The organism is Ornithinibacillus jepli (genome assembly GCF_047228935.1).
Lineage (GTDB): Bacteria > Bacillota > Bacilli > Bacillales > Amphibacillaceae > Ornithinibacillus.
In genome coordinates, this window is sequence record NZ_JBFEGG010000003.1 from 318,966 (window position 1) to 337,866 (window position 18,901).

At 35.1% G+C, this 18,901-nt stretch carries 23 protein-coding genes and 1 riboswitch; of the genes, 19 read left to right on the forward strand and 4 right to left on the reverse strand.

Annotated elements, in window-relative coordinates; translation table 11 throughout:
• The first annotated feature begins 7 nt into the window (after positions 1 to 7).
• A complete protein-coding gene (locus AB1K81_RS13320) occupies positions 8 to 445 on the forward strand; it encodes an IDEAL domain-containing protein (protein WP_412977143.1) in 438 nt (145 codons plus the stop codon).
• Positions 446 to 593: 148 nt separating this feature from the next.
• Complete coding sequence (locus AB1K81_RS13325) at positions 594 to 1,028, forward strand: IDEAL domain-containing protein (protein WP_412977144.1); 435 nt, start codon at positions 594 to 596, stop codon at positions 1,026 to 1,028.
• A gap of 114 nt (positions 1,029 to 1,142) precedes the next feature.
• Here AB1K81_RS13325 and AB1K81_RS13330 read toward each other — a convergent pair whose 3' ends face one another.
• The 3 genes from AB1K81_RS13330 to AB1K81_RS13340 all read right to left on the reverse strand — a co-directional run bounded on the left by AB1K81_RS13330 (position 1,143) and on the right by AB1K81_RS13340 (position 4,824).
• Positions 1,143 to 3,164, reverse strand: a complete 2,022-nt coding sequence (locus AB1K81_RS13330) for a penicillin-binding transpeptidase domain-containing protein (RefSeq protein WP_412977145.1) — start codon at positions 3,162 to 3,164, stop codon at positions 1,143 to 1,145.
• A gap of 96 nt (positions 3,165 to 3,260) precedes the next feature.
• Positions 3,261 to 4,205 (reverse strand): LCP family glycopolymer transferase, encoded by a 945-nt coding sequence (locus AB1K81_RS13335; protein ID WP_412977146.1) that lies wholly within the window; start codon positions 4,203 to 4,205, stop codon positions 3,261 to 3,263.
• Between the two features lie 79 nt (positions 4,206 to 4,284).
• The gene (locus AB1K81_RS13340; protein ID WP_412977147.1) at positions 4,285 to 4,824 is read right to left on the reverse strand and encodes a class D sortase; all 540 of its coding nucleotides are present in this window, start codon (positions 4,822 to 4,824) and stop codon (positions 4,285 to 4,287) included.
• Positions 4,825 to 5,293: 469 nt separating this feature from the next.
• Here AB1K81_RS13340 and AB1K81_RS13345 point away from each other — a divergent pair, with 469 nt between their 5' ends.
• From AB1K81_RS13345 to nagB, 10 genes are all read left to right on the forward strand, one after another.
• Positions 5,294 to 5,926 carry a TasA family protein gene (locus tag AB1K81_RS13345; RefSeq protein WP_412977148.1) on the forward strand — a complete coding sequence of 211 codons (633 nt, stop codon included), beginning with the start codon at positions 5,294 to 5,296 and terminating at the stop codon, positions 5,924 to 5,926.
• Between the two features lie 178 nt (positions 5,927 to 6,104).
• A complete protein-coding gene (gene tapA, locus AB1K81_RS13350) occupies positions 6,105 to 6,890 on the forward strand; it encodes an amyloid fiber anchoring/assembly protein TapA (protein WP_412977149.1) in 786 nt (261 codons plus the stop codon).
• A complete protein-coding gene (sipW, locus tag AB1K81_RS13355; RefSeq protein ID WP_412977150.1) occupies positions 6,874 to 7,464 on the forward strand; it encodes a signal peptidase I SipW in 591 nt (196 codons plus the stop codon). Before tapA ends, sipW begins: the two co-directional genes overlap by 17 nt.
• Positions 7,465 to 7,508: 44 nt before the next feature.
• The gene (locus tag AB1K81_RS13360; RefSeq protein ID WP_412977151.1) at positions 7,509 to 8,204 is read left to right on the forward strand and encodes a TasA family protein; all 696 of its coding nucleotides are present in this window, start codon (positions 7,509 to 7,511) and stop codon (positions 8,202 to 8,204) included.
• Between the two features lie 119 nt (positions 8,205 to 8,323).
• Positions 8,324 to 8,399: riboswitch (cyclic di-GMP riboswitch) on the forward strand.
• 30 nt (positions 8,400 to 8,429) lie between these two features.
• Positions 8,430 to 8,549 carry an anti-repressor SinI family protein gene (locus AB1K81_RS13365; protein WP_412977378.1) on the forward strand — a complete coding sequence of 40 codons (120 nt, stop codon included), beginning with the start codon at positions 8,430 to 8,432 and terminating at the stop codon, positions 8,547 to 8,549.
• Between the two features lie 82 nt (positions 8,550 to 8,631).
• Complete coding sequence (locus tag AB1K81_RS13370; protein WP_412977152.1) at positions 8,632 to 8,958, forward strand: helix-turn-helix domain-containing protein; 327 nt, start codon at positions 8,632 to 8,634, stop codon at positions 8,956 to 8,958.
• A 75-nt stretch (positions 8,959 to 9,033) separates the two neighbouring features.
• Positions 9,034 to 9,516 (forward strand): VanZ family protein, encoded by a 483-nt coding sequence (locus AB1K81_RS13375; RefSeq protein WP_412977153.1) that lies wholly within the window; start codon positions 9,034 to 9,036, stop codon positions 9,514 to 9,516.
• 94 nt (positions 9,517 to 9,610) lie between these two features.
• On the forward strand, positions 9,611 to 9,766 hold the full coding sequence (locus AB1K81_RS13380; protein WP_412977154.1) for a hypothetical protein: 156 nt from the start codon (positions 9,611 to 9,613) through the stop codon (positions 9,764 to 9,766).
• Positions 9,767 to 9,899: 133 nt separating this feature from the next.
• Entirely contained in the window at positions 9,900 to 11,078 is a 1,179-nt protein-coding gene (gene nagA / locus AB1K81_RS13385) for an N-acetylglucosamine-6-phosphate deacetylase (RefSeq protein WP_412977155.1), read from the forward strand.
• A 1-nt stretch (position 11,079) separates the two neighbouring features.
• Positions 11,080 to 11,811 carry a glucosamine-6-phosphate deaminase gene (nagB, locus tag AB1K81_RS13390; protein WP_412977156.1) on the forward strand — a complete coding sequence of 244 codons (732 nt, stop codon included), beginning with the start codon at positions 11,080 to 11,082 and terminating at the stop codon, positions 11,809 to 11,811.
• Between the two features lie 294 nt (positions 11,812 to 12,105).
• Here nagB and AB1K81_RS13395 read toward each other — a convergent pair whose 3' ends face one another.
• Positions 12,106 to 12,756 (reverse strand): YigZ family protein, encoded by a 651-nt coding sequence (locus AB1K81_RS13395; protein WP_412977157.1) that lies wholly within the window; start codon positions 12,754 to 12,756, stop codon positions 12,106 to 12,108.
• 189 nt (positions 12,757 to 12,945) lie between these two features.
• Here AB1K81_RS13395 and AB1K81_RS13400 point away from each other — a divergent pair, with 189 nt between their 5' ends.
• The 7 genes from AB1K81_RS13400 to flgM all read left to right on the forward strand — a co-directional run bounded on the left by AB1K81_RS13400 (position 12,946) and on the right by flgM (position 18,894).
• A complete protein-coding gene (locus AB1K81_RS13400) occupies positions 12,946 to 14,091 on the forward strand; it encodes a sensor histidine kinase (RefSeq protein WP_412977158.1) in 1,146 nt (381 codons plus the stop codon).
• 77 nt (positions 14,092 to 14,168) lie between these two features.
• Positions 14,169 to 14,864, forward strand: coding sequence for a response regulator (locus tag AB1K81_RS13405; protein WP_412977159.1), 696 nt, complete (start codon positions 14,169 to 14,171; stop codon positions 14,862 to 14,864).
• Positions 14,865 to 15,111: 247 nt separating this feature from the next.
• A complete protein-coding gene (locus AB1K81_RS13410; protein ID WP_412977160.1) occupies positions 15,112 to 15,954 on the forward strand; it encodes a DegV family protein in 843 nt (280 codons plus the stop codon).
• Between the two features lie 99 nt (positions 15,955 to 16,053).
• Complete coding sequence (locus tag AB1K81_RS13415) at positions 16,054 to 17,412, forward strand: ATP-dependent helicase ComFA (protein ID WP_489685624.1); 1,359 nt, start codon at positions 16,054 to 16,056, stop codon at positions 17,410 to 17,412.
• Positions 17,409 to 18,089, forward strand: a complete 681-nt coding sequence (locus AB1K81_RS13420; protein ID WP_412977162.1) for a ComF family protein — start codon at positions 17,409 to 17,411, stop codon at positions 18,087 to 18,089. The genes AB1K81_RS13415 and AB1K81_RS13420 overlap by 4 nt, the downstream gene beginning before the upstream one ends.
• A gap of 42 nt (positions 18,090 to 18,131) precedes the next feature.
• Positions 18,132 to 18,554: a TIGR03826 family flagellar region protein gene (locus AB1K81_RS13425; protein WP_412977163.1), complete on the forward strand. Its 423-nt coding sequence runs from the start codon at positions 18,132 to 18,134 to the stop codon at positions 18,552 to 18,554.
• 76 nt (positions 18,555 to 18,630) lie between these two features.
• Entirely contained in the window at positions 18,631 to 18,894 is a 264-nt protein-coding gene (gene flgM / locus AB1K81_RS13430) for a flagellar biosynthesis anti-sigma factor FlgM (protein ID WP_412977164.1), read from the forward strand.
• Positions 18,895 to 18,901: the final 7 nt, after the last annotated feature.

Here is an 18,901-nt window from a genome sequence, read left to right on the forward strand (position 1 = left end):
GGGATACGTGATATCTGTAAAGATGCTTAAGCCATATTATATTAAGGCAGACGATCAGTATGTACGTATTATTTTAGCGTATCAATACTTTTCGGTAATGATTAATAATAATGTGTATCAATTTATTCCGATTGAAGCTAAAGAGATTCGCATCAACCGCAGAACACGAAAAGTTGAAAATGTCGGAAGTCGTTTTGCTTTTCAAAAAGGAAAAGAAATTATTTATATGACGATGACCGAACTTATAACACTTCCCGAATTTTTAACCCAATTACACAATATTGCAAAACCATATTATGATGAAATTCATGGATTGGATGAAATGGAAACAGAACATAGACTGATTATGGATGAACTGGAGAAATTAAATTTAAAGCGTTTAATAGATAAAGCACTGGACGAACGTGACGAAAAAACGTTCCGAGAACTAGTTGAGTTGTTATGAATCAAAGGGAGTATGCCGGATTACCTAAATGTTTAGGTAGGCATGCTCCTTTTGATTCATTTTTGATTCACGATGTTTAAAAAGTAATAGACGGGGTATTAAGCTTATAAGATTTATTCTTTACTATGAAGCATGGGGGGAATTAACAATGGTAACTGTGAAACTATTAAAGCCCTATTGTATAAAAACGGATTTAGAAAATATATATGTAATTTTGGATGAAGAACATTTTACTATTTCCATTCAAAATGAAACATATCAATTTATCCCTGAAAAATCACGAGAATTTATCATTAACCGAAGAACAAAGAAAATTGAAAACTTAGATGCAACATTTGCATTTAAAAAAGCAGATAAAGTATTTTATTTATCTATGAATGAATTAATTAATATACCAGACTTCCTTATAAAATTATATTTTATTACAAAGTCACATATCGACTATAGGCAAGAGGAAAATCTTAATGATGATATCGATGTTATTATAGATATACTAGAACAGCAAAACATTAAGCGTTTAATCGATAAGGCTTTAGACGAGCGAAATGAAGAAGCGTTTTATGACTTGATTGCTATGTTATAATTTGTACTCTCGTATAGGTAAGCTTCATTCTATCTGTACCGAACTTTATCTCGAAAAAAAAGCACCCTCCTTAATCTTTTCAGTAAGTGGGGTGCTTCGTTAGTTAAATTTGAACTACTTAATCGCTTCTAAAACTTTTGCTACTTTTTCTACAACAAATCCACTTGCTCCATCATCTTGAACCTTCTCCATCATCATTGCAATAAGAATATCTTGATCCTCTGTTGGATATCCTACAAACCAGCCGTTTTGGTCGCCGTTTTCTTCATCTAATGTAAGCTTTAATTCTGCAGTACCGGTTTTACCAGATATCGGGAAGGACATGTCTTTGGCAATGCGGGCAGAACCATCTGTTACAACAGTGCGCAGTGCTTCTTGTATGAAGCTTGCTTGGTCTTCAGTTACAAGATTTTCTTTCCATACTTGTGATGTTTCATCATCCAAAAATAATACAGGTTTTATCATATTTCCATTATTCATAAATGTAGTATAAAGAGTTGCCATGTGTAGTACACTGGTTTCAATTTCGCCTTGGCCATAGCTAGTGTTGGCAACCAATACCTCATCCTCGAGTGTACCAGAAGCTGAAATAGTAGATGTCGAAATCGGATAACTAAATGGGAAGTCTTCCCCAAATCCGAATTTCTTTAGACCTGTTGCTAAGTTGTTACCACCCATTTCTACTCCTTTCATGGCAAAGTATATGTTATCAGAATGAGTAATAGCTGTAAGTAAGTTAACAGGATTAGTCTCTACTACTCGAGTTACTTCATAATTTCCCCATGAATCGCCTTTTCCCCAGGTTAAACCTGAAATTTCCAGTTCTTCTTCTGGTGTAATTGTTCCATTTTGTAACCCAATTGCAGCTGTAATTGGCTTTATGACGGAGCCAGGTGCATAGGTTGCACTGAATCGATTAAATAATGGTTGGTCTGGATTATTTTGAAGTTCATCCCATTCTGTTTGAGAAATACCATATACCATTTTATTTGGATCAAAGGACGGACTGCTAACTAGAGCCAATGTTTCTCCTGTTTTTGGATGGATAGCTGCCGCTGTTCCTGGTGCATTATTAAGTGAGCTAAATATTTCATTTTGTATCTTACTATCAATGGTAGTTTGAATATGTTTACCATCTTGTACAGGCTTCATTGCTAAGGTAGCAACCTCTTCATCACCATTCGTAACATAAATTTTAACACCTTTTTCACCTCTAAGTTCCTTTTCGTACAGTCGTTCCAATCCGGTTCTACCAATAATATCATTTTCTGTATAACCAGTATTCTCTTTGTCTTCTAAATCTTCTGCGGTTATTTTAGTGACATATCCAACTAAGTGTGCAGTAGCTTCACCTAAAGGATAAATTCTTCCGGTCGTTTTTTGAGTCATAACACCTTCTACTTGCCATAATTCTTCTAATAATCCCTGATTGGATTCCGGAACCTGTTTACCTATTGGAACAAAGAAATCTGGCTGAACCCAGCTAGCGTTTAATGCATTGTCAATTGAAGCGGCGGAAATGTTCAATAAGGAAGCAAGTTTTTCCTTACTTGCTTCAGGATTATCACCCAATTTTCCTGGAACAATTCCCACTTCATATACCGTTCCGTTTAGAGCTAGGGGAAGTCTATTCCGATCTAAAATATCCCCACGCTTTGGTTCAACAGTAGATATTCGAATTTCTCCTCCGTCTTTAATTTCAGGAAAGATAAATCCTGGATCCCATTCTAAGTACCAATTTTTCTCTTCTTCTTCGCCTACTTGTTTTAATGTTGCCTCATAATTATATTCAATTGGGCCAGCTATAGTCGTCATACTGGCTGCAAATGGTAATGTTACAGTTCCTTCTTCTAATGCCTTTTTTAACTGTTCTTCCGACAATTTCTCATAAGATAAATGAACATCTGTAATACCCAAATCATTGTATATTTTCTCGTAGCGGTCTATGTACTGATCTGTAGGATAAGCTTGTTTTGATTCCTCTGTAAGCATGTCATACATTTTAGGGAAATTTTGTTCTTCCCAAAGTGTAAAATAGTCATCGAGTCGATCGTGTGGTGTTACTTCATCTTCGGAACATCCAGCTAAAATTAAGATAAAGAATAATGTAAAGAAGATGATGGAAAAGCGTTTCATAATTAATCCCCCTGATTACACGTTATTTTCACTAGTTCCATTATATAATTGAAATAATAGAAAAAGTCACCTTAAATGCATTAGGTGACTTGGACTCTATCGTGCTTCCATATGATTTTTTATCTCAGTTGAAATTCTACTGAATTCGGCTTCTGGTACAATATAATACCATATTCCTCCAATAATTTGCCCGCTTCCGGAGATTTCCATTGTATCAATATTGGCTCTTGTCCCTAGATAGTTTGTAAAGAGATTTTGCATGTTTTTCATTTGGAGGTCCGTATTGACATTATTGCCTAGTATATCAAGAATTTCTCCAACCTTGGTAATACTTGAAAAACTTGCTGCCTCATCCATGGCTGCAGTGATAACAGCACGTTGTCTTTCATTACGGCCCATATCTCCTCTAGGGTCTCCTTTGCGCATACGAATGTAAGCCAAAGCTTCTTTCCCATTTAAATGTAGGTTACCTTTTTCAAAGACTATACCATCTTGAGTAAATTCCATATCATTACTAATGGTTACGCCACCTAAAGAGTCTACACCAAGTTTAAACCCTTCCATATTAACTTTTCCGTAAAAGTGTACTGGAAGATCAAAGGCTTCTTCAACAGTTTGAACTGCTAGCTCTACACCTCCAAAAGCATATGCATGATTAATTTTATCCAAACCACGGCTAGGGATATTAACATATGTATCTCTTGGAATACTAAGCATTTTCATCGAATTAGTTTTAGGATTTAAGGACATGAGAATCATAGTATCTGAGCGTCCTTTGTCACCTTCTCGCTCATCGACACCTAATAGTAGAATATTGATTGACTTTTTATCCGAAAAAATGTTGTTAATCACTTTTTGCCTTTGAGGATCTTTATCCCGTTCTAAAGGTTCATGCATCGTATCAACTGTGTCGTGGATTTTGTCCCATACATACCATGCATATCCCCCACCGACTAGTAAAAGGAATAGAAGTATCCCACCGACCCAGTATAACCATTTACGTTTTTTCTTTTTCTTGAATTCTTTTCGTGAATCGACCACTGTCATTCTCCTCAATTGTTAACTATTGGAAATATTATATCGAATCCTGTCGTTTTAGTCTATTGCAAAATAGGTTTTATTACTCATTATTTTTGGATAGTGGAATGGCAGTAATAATATAGCGTTCTGGTGCATCACCAATAAAGTTGAACGGATAGCATGTCGTAAGCGTTAAAACCTCGTTTGGTGCAGTGGATTTAATTACCGTTCGATCATCAGCACTAACTATTTTAGTATTGATAATTTCATAAGAGAAATCTCCAAAGGGAAGTTGAATAATTAGAGTATCACCGAGCTTTAATTCCCCCATTCTGCGAAAAACTGTTTCTCGATGACCGGATAGCACGATTTGATCTTTTTGGAGTGGATAGGCTGTTCCCTTGTAATGACCAACTCCTTTTGCCAATTCGTCAGGATCGGTTCCTTCAACTATTGGTAGCTCCGCTTCAAGTGAAGGGATGTGAAGAATTCCTACGGTTTCACCCTTTGAAGGATTGAAGTCATTCGGAATGGTTGATTTAAGATTAACATTAACACCCTTTGGCTCATTAGAATTTGTCTTCACTAAGTCTTTAGCTTCAGCAAGTGTTTGGGTTTGAGAAAAGTTTGTCTTTATCATTTCATATGTCCCCATGCTTATTAAAACGAGACCAATTAAAATAATAAGGAAAGCAATTTTATTTATAGGACATTCCCCCTAAATTTTATTTTGCTAAGGTAATTGGAGAAGTAAGTATTAAAAACAGTTTATCAAATTAATTGTGCGTTTTAAAGAACTTATTGAATGTTTTAAAGAATGAAAATGTAAGGAATTTAAAGGTAAATAAAGAATTTCAAAGAAAAACGTTCGCAATAGTGAAAATTTCGCCGATTTTGGGATTTTTGTTTCTAAGCAAAATAGCCTATACTACCAACTAGATTGTTCTTTATAAGAAACAAAATAATCTTACTAAAGAACAACAGTGTTTAACTAGTTAGATACATATGGGAAGAGTCTTCTCGATGACTCTTCTCCGACACTTTTAAATTTGCGCAGGTTTAAAAGTGTTTGTTCTATATTTTGAATTAATTTAGGGAGGAAAACGAGAATGAGTATTAAGAAAAAATTAGGTATGGGTATTGCATCTGCAACTTTAGGGATCGCTTTAATTGGTGGAGGAACTTTTGCTTACTTTAACGATGTGGAAGAAACAACCAATACATTTGCAGCAGGCACTTTGGATCTATCTGTTGATCCTACTACTATTGTCGATGTAGGAAACTTAAAACCAGGAGATACAATTGTTCGTGAATTTGTTCTATCTAATGATGGGTCATTGGATATCTCTTCAATTGATTTATTAACAGACTATATTGTAAACGATGCTCAAGGAGATAATACGGAAGACTTTGGACGTCACATTAAAGTGTTGTTTTTAGAAAATGCAGATAAAACAGGTGATGGATGGATCATTGGTGATTACAACGATGTAATTTCTGAAACAACTTTATATGATTTAAAATCTCAAACACCAGATGCAGTTGAAAACGTTCAAGGCTTCTTTACTTGGCTACTTGGATTAAACGGAGAAAGTAGTGGCTTAGAAGCTGGAACTAGTGACCAAATGTATGTTGCGTTTGAATTCGTAGATAATGGCCAAGATCAAAATCAATTCCAAGGAGATTCTTTAGAGCTTGCTTGGACTTTTAACGCTCATCAAACAGAAGGTGAAATGAAATAATTTTACTTAATTTATAGAGGAGAACGAATTCTTCTCCTCTATAAATTACATAATTATGGATGGAGAAGGTTTATTCACTTTCATCATAACAAAATAATTTTATTTTGTTTTAGTAAACATCACAAATTTGTTTTGCTTACTAAAGCAAAATAATGTTGTCTCAAAGGAGGAAAGGCATTTGGAAATTAGTCGCCTTCAAGTATACAAAAACAAGAGAAAAAAGAAATTAATATTATTTTCCAAGATCGTGATTGTTTTTTATCTAATCATCTTGTCCTTTAGTTATTTAACAAATGGAACCGTTGCTTACTTTAACACAAATGGTAATTTAGGCATTACCTTTGAGGCTGGTAGCTGGTTTGATGGAAGTGAACTTATATTTACTGGAAAGGGAAATCAACATATTAAATCATGTACTGATGTTGAAATCACAGTGAAGATAAAGAATCAAGGTTTTAATATGACAGGTCCTACTAAGTATGAAATTTACTATGTTGAAAACGGAGAACCGCGTATAAATGGTACGTCAGTATATAGTGAGGGTGTGATTGGCCCATTAGGTGCTGGAGAAGAAACATCTTTGTCGTATATAGCAACTAATAGTGGGTTTTATGAGTTTAAGGCTTTTCAACGTAAGGGATATGAAGGGGAAAACGATATAATTTGGAGCGAAAAAATAATCGTTAGTTGTAACGAAAAACAAACGACTAACGATATGGAAGGAGAACTTAATTCAACAGATATAGAAAAGGATGTTAATGAGTCTCCAACTGAGCAAAGTAAAACGAATGAAGTTATAGAAGATTCAGTAGTGGTAGAAGAAGAAACTTCAGATGGATTAATTGAAGATAGTCAAGTACAAGATAGTTCTTCAACCGATACGAATAAAGAGTATCATACTAATTCGCCTGAAAATAATGACAAGACCGATGAAGGAGAGGTAATGAATGAAGAAACAGACTAAACAAATGGTATTAAAAGTATTAAATCATGGAACGACGGTTCTCTTATTCCTTCTGTTAATAAGTATGACATTCTTTGTCATTTCTTCAAAGGCATCTGGAGGTGAACCAGAAATATTTGGATACCAATTAAAAACGGTATTATCTGGTTCGATGGAGCCGGGTATTAAAACGGGTTCTGTTATTGCAGTTAAGCCTGGGGGGGATATGAAGCGATTCCAACCTGGAGATGTCATTACCTTTCAAGAGGAAGATGGGAAGTTAATTACACATAGAGTTACTGAAGTTGTAGATAGTGGTGGCAACATTATGTATAGAACAAAAGGGGATAACAATGATGCAGAGGATCTAAACCCAGTTCTTTCTGAAAATGTGGTGGCGGAATATACAGGTTTTACAATTCCATACCTAGGATACTTTATTAATTTTTCACAGTCCCAAAATGGTGCTTTTCTATTATTAATACCAGGGGTTATTTTACTTGGTTATGCTGCAATAACAATATGGAGAGCAATCAAAGAATTAGATGTGCCAAAAGAAAAAAGCGTAAAAGAAGAGAATAGTAGTTTGACATAATTTCTAAACAACATATAAATCTTGCCTGAAAAGGGGGCAATCAAGTGAAACGGATATTATTTGTAAGTATCTTATGTATGTTTAGTTTTGCAATCGTAATGGGCCCAGTTAATAGCTATGCGAATGTTTCCGCTGGAAATTCCGAGATTGATATTAGTTTATCGCCAACAGATGTTTTATTTGAGGTTAGTAATATGAAACCAGGGGATTGGGCTCCGAGAGAGCTTACTATTAAAAACAATGGAAAGCAGGACTTCTCCTATCAGATGAGCATTAGTAATGAAGGGGACGAAAAATTATTTAACGAACTTCTATTAGAAATTACGGATAAGGACAGTTCCATTTATAATGGAAAACTAGTTGAATTTGACGTACTGCCTAAGAGATTACTTGAAGCAACTGAAAGTGAGAAGTTAACCATTACGCTTCGTTTCCCTGAACATTTAGGTAATGAATTCCAGGGACTTAGTACAAGTTTTAAACTTACGTTTGTTGCAGAAGGTAGTGAAAACTCTATAGATCCAGAAGACCCAAAAAATGGCGATAAGAATCCAGTAGCAAATGATGAGGTAGACGGTGTCATCAATACCGGTGATGATCATACAGGAGGTAAGCAGCTTCCTAATACAGCATCAAATATGTTTAATTATTTAGTTATAGGTGCTTGTTTACTAATTGCGGGAATACTTATCTCATTAATTTCGAAAAGAAAGAGAAAAGCTCGGATTAGTAAGGTATAAATTATCATTAAAAGTATTATTTCTGCAAACTCCTCGTACAAAACTAGTTACATTCTGACAAAACAAGACACACATGAAGTACTAGTTCTTTAGTATAATATAATTAGAATATAATACCATCTATACAAAGGCAAACCCATTGAAAGGTGGGGACGCAAAATCACAGGTCCATTCTTGGATGGCTGGATTGCATAGATAACTATGGGGGATGGGGATTTGAATAAAGTGGAAAAAGAGATCAGTTTAGACTATGAGTGGATCTTGTTAATCAAGGAGGCAAAAAAGCAAGGGATAACTTTAGAAGAAGTTCGTCTATTTCTAGCTGAAGCCAAGAAACATACATAAGACTTTTGGTGTATTTTTGTACTTTATATAGAACTGCTCACCTATTATGTGGTATAATTTCGCTTGAAAGAGGTGAGTCGACTTGATCGGAGAAAAAATTAAACAACTACGTAAAGAAAAGAAAATGTCAATATCGGAACTCGCAGAAAAAGCGAATGTCGCAAAATCTTACTTAAGTTCAATCGAACGTAACCTCCAATCGAATCCATCAATCCAGTTTATTGAGAAAATAAGCGCGGTTTTAGGTGTCTCTGTTAATGAGTTAATTAATACAAATGACGCAGTTGAACTAGAAGATTTAGATGGCGAGTGGCTTAAAATAGTCAAAGAGGCTATGGAGTCCGGTGTTTCTAAAGAGGAATTTAAAAACTTTCTTGAATTTAATAAATGGAGAAAAAATCAAAACTAAGACCGTGGGCCAAACTGCGGTTTTTTATTTTTGTGGTATCATTGTGAAAAAACATTAGACAAGTATGGTGGAATGATGATTCGTAAACTTAAGTACTGGTTTTTACCAATTATATGGATGGCAATTATTTTTATTTCTTCATCAACACCTTATGAGAAACAGGATATAAAACCGTATCTTACAGGTGTAATTGATTTTTCATTTATAAGACCCTATCTTAGTTGGGTTTCTTTTTATTATAATCAGTCAGAAGTTAGTATTGCTGCCTTAGGAGAAAATGGATTTATAGAGTTTTTCATTCGGAAAGGAGCCCATTTCGGTTCTTTCTTTATTTTAACAATTCTTATTACGATAGCTTTACGAAAGACATTAGAATGGAATTTACAAAAAATTCTAGTTGTCTCATTCTCAATCGCATTTGCATATGCTATTATTGATGAAGTACATCAAGGATTCACACCAAATAGAACGCCTTATTATGGAGATGTATTAATTGATGGCTTTGGAGCTATAATAGCTTGCTTCATTCTATTAAATTGGCTAAAAAAACGTTTGTAAAAATTATTTAATAGAATTGTGGTCAAAAAGGCATCGATTTTGTGATAAGATAGGTTTCAATAATATCAAAACACTAGGTCAAGGCGGTAATGTAATGGTTGAACGTGAGTTTTTTAAGAATATGATGAAGAGAGTTATTGATGATACTGAAAAAAATAAAATACGTTCATCTGATGAACTAATTCAAACACTGATTAAAGAGTTAAGTGATCAAGGAGCATTCAAAGAGGAGAAACGTATTGTAAATTAATTGGTGATCAAAGAGGAGCTATTCTTTTGGAATAGCTCCTCTATGCGTAGGCCGTAACATCGCCCTTAACTGGACAACTCTATAGCCTTATGCTACTTTGTAATTGTATTTTGAAGGGTAGGTAATATACAGAATGGATCATACATCACTATTAATAAGAAATGTAAACGTATACTTAGAGAAAGAAGTATTAGTAAATGGTAGTTTATTAATAGAACGAGGTAAGATTAAAGCAATTTTTCGAGAAAAAGAAATACCGAATAGTTATCCAAGTCATTTTAAGATTATGGATGTAGGAGGCTTAAATGCTGTACCGGGATTTATTGATGGCCACATTCATGGTGCAAATGGATCAGATGTTATGGATGGAACAGAAGAATCATTAGATAATATAGCAAAGGTACTGCCAAAAGAAGGAACCACTAGTTTCTTAGCTACTACAATCACACAGTCTCAAGAGAATATTGAACTGGCACTCCAAAATATAGCAGATTATCAAATAAAAGAAGGCTTTGCTGAGGTTCTCGGTATCCATTTAGAAGGACCATTTATTGAGGAAAGTAGAAAAGGCGCACAACCTTTAGAGCATATTCACAGACCAGATAAAGTATTGTTTGATAAATGGCAGGCGATTGCTAACAATAAAATTAAAACAATTACCATGGCACCAGAACATGATGAGGACGGTTCGTTTATCCGATACTTAGCAGAGCAGGGGATAAATGTTTCTGCGGGTCATACTGCTATAAATTTTAATGGAATGAAAAAAGCAGTATTACATGGGGTAAAGCAAGTTACTCATCTATGTAATGCGATGAACGGTATTCATCACCGTGATATTGGGGTTGTTGGTGCGGCATTTTTGTTGGAAGAATTACGTGCGGAATTAATAGCAGACGGGATTCATGTAGTACCAGAAATGTTAAAATTAATCTATCAAAATATGGGTAGTGAAAGACTACTTTTAATTACGGATGCCATGCGGGCAAAATGCCTCAACGCTGGCACTTATGATCTTGGTGGCCAAATGGTATTCGTTGATGAGGAGAAAGCTGTTTTAGAGGACGGTACCTTGGCTGGTAGTATTTTGAAAATGGACCAGGGGGTACGGCAGCTTCTGAGGTTACCGGGTGTTGGTTTTGAAGATATTATCAAAATGACTAGTGCTAACCCAGCGAAGCAAATTGGTTATTTTGATAGAAAAGGTAGTATTGAAGAAGGAAAAGATGCAGATATCCTATTAGTTGATAGCAAATACAACATACGATATACATTTTGTCGTGGAGTTATGGCGTATAAAGGAGAAGAATGAAATGAATATAATTCCTGTTAAGAATTATCAAGATATGAGTAGAAAAGCCGCAGAGATAGTCTCGGAAACAATTAACACAATGGATAAACCTGTGTTAGGACTTGCAACGGGTTCAACCCCTGAAGGGCTTTATCAGTGTTTAATTAATGAGCATAAAGAAGGTAACATTTCTTTCCGTCACGTGACGACGTTTAATTTAGATGAATATGTTGGATTACATGGGAGTGATCCCAATAGTTACCGATATTATATGTATGATAAGTTATTCCGGCATATTGATATTGAATTAGAAAATACATATGTACCAAATGGAGTAGCAGAGGATTTAGAGAAAGAATGTACTTCCTATGAGAACTTAATTCAAGAACATGCTTCCATTGATTTACAAATACTTGGTATCGGATTAAATGGTCATATTGGTTTTAATGAACCAGGTACTTCGTTCACTAGTCGTACCCATATAGTAGAATTGGATGAAATAACTCGACAAGCAAATGCCCGTTTTTTTAAAAGCTTGGACGACGTGCCAACCCAAGCAATAACAACTGGAATTGGGACCATCATGGAAAGCAAAAAAATAATTTTACTTATTTCAGGAGAAAATAAAGCCGAAACAGTTGCTCGTTTAGTAAACGGGGAAATTTCGGAAACTTTTCCTGCTTCGATTTTAAATGAACATTCAAATGTTACCATTATTGCCGATGTAGCTTCTTTATCAAAACTATCAAAATAACTGAGATTGGAATAGTCGGATTGGTCATTATTGCAAAAATGAATAAACTAGTAGTAATACGATGCTTTCTTCTAGCAAGAGGCGACAACTACCGAAAAATGCCCCGCTGTGTCAACTTATCCATCGGGCGGCAGTTAAGCTAAGCTGCTAAAATAGAGAACTTCAAAGATGTTTTGCCCCTGTATCTGCTTCGAAGCGTTTCTTGCAAATACAGGGGCAACATCTCGGTGTACTCTGTTACTCTTCCTTCGAAGCAATCTCCGCTTATTTCGGTAAGCTGATGGAAGATTCCTTTTATTCTTTAGTACTTTCAACAACTATTTCTATATATTTGTCATTGGTGTGGTTAATAGTAGACTGACCATTTGTTATATCGGTTATCCAATTTTGGAATGCTTTTTCCTTACCAACTTCTACATAAACGATAAATGCCACATTCTCTAAATATTCGATTGTTTCCAAAATATGTTCTGAATTTCGAAGTTCATTTTCTAATTTACCAAGTAAGGAATAGTCTACTGTGATGGAGAATCCTTTCATAAGTTGTCTTTTAACAATTCCGACTGCTTTTAAAGCTTCAGATGTTGAGCTACCATAAGCTCTAATTAATCCACCAGCTCCTAGCTTGATGCCACCGAAATATCTAGTAACAACGACTGCTGTATCCTTTAAATTTTGCTTTTTAAGAACTTCCAGTATCGGTACTCCAGCCGTTCCACTAGGTTCTCCATCATCATTTGCTTTTTGAATATGGTCATGCTCTCCAATAACGTATGCTGAACAATTATGTGTAGCATCATGATATTTTTTCTTCATTTCTTGTATAAAGCTTTGAGCTTCTTCTTCTGTTTCCACACGCTTGATGGTACCAATGAACCTCGACTTTTGAATGACAATCTCGTGGGTTCCACCATCCTTTTTTACAGTATAGTACCTAGATAACACAGGAAAAAATCCTCCCTTGAATACAAATATAGTTAAAAATTTCTAAAAAATGTTTTAGTAAAGAATTGGTTGGGTAGTAGTAACTAGGGAATATGAAAATTTTATAACATTTTTTAAAATATTTTCGATATAACCCTATAAAAAATAATTCCTAACGCGTATAATTATACCATAGGTTGGTGAGTGCTGATGGCAGTAAAAACTAGGGAGAAAGCATTAGATTTTATACTGGATGAAATGGTAGACGTAGTCGAAAATAGTAAGGATGAGATTTTTCATATTAGTGAAGAGGCTCGTTCGGAGTATGAACAATTGCTTGGGGAACTAGAGTACACCAAAGCTAAAGTTTTACAATACATAGATGATGGTGACAAATTAGAGCATAATGTTCGCTATTCTAGAAAACGTTTATCCGAAGTTAGTAAATATTTTGATCGCTATTCAGAAGATGAGATTCGTGAAATCTATGAAACTACTCATGAGCTTCAGACGAAACTAGCAATGCTTCGTCAAGAGGAAAGAGCACTACGTGAAAAACGTGATGACTTAGAACGAAGATTAAAAAACTTAGACCAAACAATTAAGCGCGCAGAAAACCTTGCAAACAAAATTTCCGTTATCCTCACATATTTAACTGATGACTTTAGACAAGTTAACGAAATGCTAGAGGAAGCAAAGGAAAAACAAGAATTTGGTTTAAAAATCATCGAGGCACAAGAAGAAGAGCGTAAACGAATTTCTCGAGAAATCCATGATGGACCAGCACAAATGCTAGCAAATATTCTACTACGATCTGAATTAGTAGATCGTACATTCCGTGAAGGCAGTCCAGAGGATGCAATAGAGGAAATTCGTAGTGTTCGAAAAATGGTCCGTTCTTCCCTATATGAAGTTCGCCGTATCATTTATGATCTAAGGCCAATGGCACTAGATGACCTAGGACTCATCCCTACGATTAAAAAATATATTAATACAACGTCAGAGTATAACAATGTCAAAATCGAATTTACGTCGATTGGTGAAGTTAAACGGATTAATCAAAAATATGAAATTGCATTTTTTAGATTAGCCCAGGAAGCAATCCAAAATGCCGTAAAACACGCGGAAGCAACTCGTATTACAGTTAAAATTGAAATTTGCTCAAGAAATTTAAATTTAATTGTGGAAGATAATGGGAAAGGCTTCGATCCTACTATTAAACGAGATAAATCATTTGGTTTAATGGGGATGAGAGAGCGTGTTGAGATGTTTGATGGTGTAATGGACATTAAATCAGCTATTGGCAAAGGCACAAAAATAGCAATTCGGGTACCTTATCAAAGAGCCCTTATTTAAATAAATAGAGATATAGAAATTGTCTATCGTGTAAACGTAATAGGGGATAAATATTACGTATTGAGGAGGAAAAGACAATGAATTTAGAAAAGACTATTAATATCGTACTAATTGATGATCATAAGCTATTCCGTGAAGGGGTTAAACGTATTTTAGAATTCGAACCATCATTTAATGTTGTAGCAGAGGGTGATGATGGGGCGATGGCAACAAAACTAGTAAAAGAATATAACCCAGATGTTATTTTAATGGATATCAATATGCCACATATGAATGGTGTACAGGCTACAGCTGAATTAGTTCGTAATTATCCAAAATCAAAGGTTATTATTTTATCCATTCATGATGATGAAAGCTATGTCACCCATGCACTAAAGACTGGTGCACAAGGCTATCTCTTAAAAGAGATGGACTCTAATTCTCTAATTGAAGCAATTAAGGTTGTTAGTGAAGGCGGTTCCTATTTACATCCGAAAGTGACACATAATTTAGTACAAGAATATCGTCGTTTAGCGAAAGAAACAGTTGCTGTAGGTATTGGTGCAGGTCGAATGGAATATCACCGCCCATTACACTTGCTTACAAAACGTGAATGTGAAGTACTTCAATTATTAGCGGATGGCAAAAGCAATCGTGCTGTTGCAGAGGCACTATACATTAGTGAAAAAACAGTTAAAAACCATGTAAGTAACATTCTACAAAAAATGAATGTAAATGACCGTACCCAAGCAGTAGTTTCTGCAATAAGAAAAGGTTGGGTTGAGGTTTTATAGTCTACATAAGAGAATCCTTGATGTCTATGATATCAAGGTTTTTTTGTGGGATTATTGCAATGTTTTATTGATTTAGACAAGTGATCCACTAATGTGTTTTATAAAAAAATAAAATTAACTAGGAGATCATCATCTCTTTCAATACTTGACCTAAATATATCATGGTGCATTTTTTATAGCATTCATGTAAAATATAAAGGGCAATCATTTAAGATTATCAAAAATAACTAGGAGAGGAAGGGAAGAGATGAAAGTCGCTGTAATGACAGACAGCACCGCATATATCCCAAAGGATATGCGTAATGCTTACGGAATACATATGGTTCCGTTAAGTGTTATTTTTGGGGATGAGATTTATCAAGAAGAAGTTGATATTTCGACTGAAGAATTTTATCTAAAAATTAAAGATGTAAAGGAACTTCCAACTACTTCTCAGCCAGCGATCGGATTAATTACAGAAAAATTAGAAGAACTGAGTAAAGAGTATGATGCAGTAGTTTCGGTTCATTTATCTAGCGGAATAAGTGGTACGTATCAGGCAATGGTAAGTGCTGGAGATATGGTTGAAGGAATCAAAGTGTATGCGTTTGATTCTGAAATTAGCTGTATGGCACAAGGGTTTTACGCACTTGAAGCAGCAGAGATGGCAAAAGAAAATAGATCTCCCGAAGAAATTCTTGATCGTTTAAATGAAATGAAGGAAACAATGCACGGATACTTTATGGTAGATGACCTAACTAACTTACATCGCGGTGGTAGATTAAATGGAGCTCAAGCATTAGTTGGTAGCTTACTTCAAGTAAAGCCAGTATTACATTTTGTTGATAAAGTTATCGTTCCTTTTGAAAAAATACGAACTCGTAAAAAAGCATTGAATCGAATTCTAGGTATGTTGGAAGACGATGCCAAAGAAGATAAAGTTGCAAAGGTTGTATTTGTTCATGCAAATGATGAGCAAGCTGCCTTGGAATTAAAAGAAGGATTTAATGAAAAATATCCTAATACAGAAGCATTAATTAGCTACTTCGGCCCAGTAATTGGCACTCATGTAGGTGAAGGTGCAATCGGAGTATGCTGGTATTATAAATAAGCAATCATTTTTAATTTTATTGATGACTGCCAGGGAACTGGCAGTCCATACTTTTAATTGAAAGTGAGAGTGACTATGACTAATAAAATATCCTCAGAAATGTTGAGCCACGAAGATTTTTACCGCTATGCAGGAAAATTATTCCTCCAGAATGAGCTTCCTAATGAATATTCCTTATTAACCTTCACCGAAATCTCCTCAATAAGAAAAAAATTTCTAAATTATGTATGCATGCGTTGTGGAAACCAAAACCGAGATTTATTTGGAAGGATTCCTTGTGCAAAGTGTAAGCAATCCCATTTATACTGTAGAAGTTGTATCCAAATGGGACGTGTGATGGAATGTGAACCATTATATTATTATTCTGGTGCAGAACCTGATTGGCCTAGCTATCCACTGTCCTTAACCTGGGAAGGTGAACTTACTTCTGCCCAGCAACATGCATCTGAAAGATTAGTACAAGCTATTAAAGAAGAGTTGCCTGAGTATTTGATTTGGGCTGTATGTGGAGCTGGAAAGACAGAGATGCTTTTTCAAGGAATAGAAGAAGGTCTTAAGGAGGGAAAAAGGATTTGCATTGCGACACCAAGAGCAGATGTCGTAAGAGAATTAAAGCCACGAATTAAATCAGCATTTAAAGACATTCCCATTCAAGCATTATATGGAGGAAGCGGAGATAAGGAAGGCACTACACAAATTATTATCGCCACCACCCATCAATTACTACGCTTCTATAAGACATTTGATATTATAATAATTGATGAGGTCGATGCTTTTCCTTACCATAATGAACCTACTCTTTCTTATGCTGTTAATCAATCGAAAAAGGAGAAAAGCACCACGATTTACTTAACTGCTACCCCACGAAAAGAGCACAGACTTCAAATTGCCCTAAAACAATTACCACATACTTTTGTTCCTGTACGTTATCACGGTAATCCACTGCCTGTTCCTCAATTACAAATAAGTTTTTCACTTAAAAAAAGCTTAAAACAAAAGAAATTGCCAAATTCCTTAAAAGATTGGGTGAAAAATAGAAAAAATCCAAAACGGCAAGTACTACTGTTTGTCCCTACTATCCAATTAGCAGAAGACTTAGTAGATATGGTTAAAGGGAACAATCCATTCTCCTTCCGTTATATTGAATCAGTTCATTCTGAGGATGTCGATAGATTCGAAAAGATAAATCGATTTAGAAATCGAGAAATTGATTTATTGGTGACTACTACTATTCTAGAACGGGGGGTTACCTTTCCATCTGTTGATGTGGTCGTTATAGATGCTGGTCATTCTGTGTTTGATGAAGCTGCACTCGTACAAATAGCAGGTCGTGCAGGAAGAAGTGCGGATGACCCGACTGGAGAAGTTATTTTCCTGCACGAAGGAAAAACCGATGCAATGGTAAATGCAGTCCGCTCTATAAAACAGATGAATAAAAGGGGAGGATTCATATCATGAAATGCCTATGGTGCAATGAAGAAATTTTATTTGAAGTCAATTGGACGAATCTTTTCTATCCAAATAAAGTAGAACTGCTTTGTGATAAATGTCGAGATAATTTAGTGGAACTTTCTGGCGAACGTTGTAGAAAGTGTAGTCGAGTGACAGATGAAACCATATGTAGTGATTGTAAATGGTGGGAAAAATACCATAACGGAGCCGATTTACTTGAGTTTAATTATTCCATCTATCATTACTCACCGTTCATGCAAGACTTTATAGCAAAATGGAAATATCGCGGAGATTATGAACTTGGAAATATCTTTAAGAAAAAAGTAAGCGAGCATTTTCATCATGTCTTTGGACAACTCAAGGATGCAGTTTTAGTTCCAATCCCACTCAGCCCAGAAAGGCTTCAGGAAAGATGCTTTAATCAAGCTGAGATGCTAGCTACGTTTATACCTCTTCCACAAGCTCACATTTTATCCCGTATCCACGGGGAAAAACAATCCAAAAAATCCCGCAAGGAAAGAATTTCTTCTGAAAATCCGTTTATATTACATGAAAAACTAAACAATTCAGTCATTCTTGTCGATGATATATATACAACAGGTACTACATTACGTCATGCCGCCAAGTTATTAAAAGATGCTGGTTGCTCAAGTGTTTACACATATACATTAATTCGAGGCTAAGTTATTATTATGTTAAGATCAGTATGAGGAGAAATGATAAAAATGGTTGAGTTATCCAATTGTAGTCGATGCGGAAAAGTATTTGTAAAAAGTCTTCGGGATGTCTGTCCAGATTGCTATAAAGAAGAGGAAGCCGCATTTAAAAAAGTATATGAATTTTTAAAGCAGCAAAAAAATAGAGAAGCTACATTAATAGAAGTAGTGGAAGCAACAGGAGTAGAAGAAACATTAATAACGAAATTTATTAAAGAAAACAGGTTGCGAACTTCGATGTTTCCAAAGCTTGGTTATCCATGTGAACGTTGTGGCTCCATGATTTCCACTGGTAAGTTATGTACCAATTGTTCATCTGAACTTAAGAGTGAGTTAAACCACATTAATCAAATTCATAAAGTAGCTGAGCGGAATAAAGATACGAAACCAAAAGAAAATATCTATTACACATTGGATAAACATCGCAGATAATACTTCAAACATTTAGAATGATGCCGATAATAAAACTAAGACTCTAATAGATCGGAATAATAATGAGGTGATCTTTATGAAAATTAACGGACCAAATCAAACGAATTTTAATCCATATAAGAACCAGATTCAAAAACAAATGGATTTGAAAAAAGCTGTAAAGCAACAAGATCAATTACAGATCTCATCTCAAGCAATGCAATTACAGGAAAATACGAAAGTGAATGCACAGCGGGATGCATATGTCCAAGAAATTAAAAACCGTGTTGAATCAGGAGAATACGAAATCAATCATGACATTGTAGCAAAAAAAATGATTAATTTCTGGTCGAACCAATAAGAGGGGG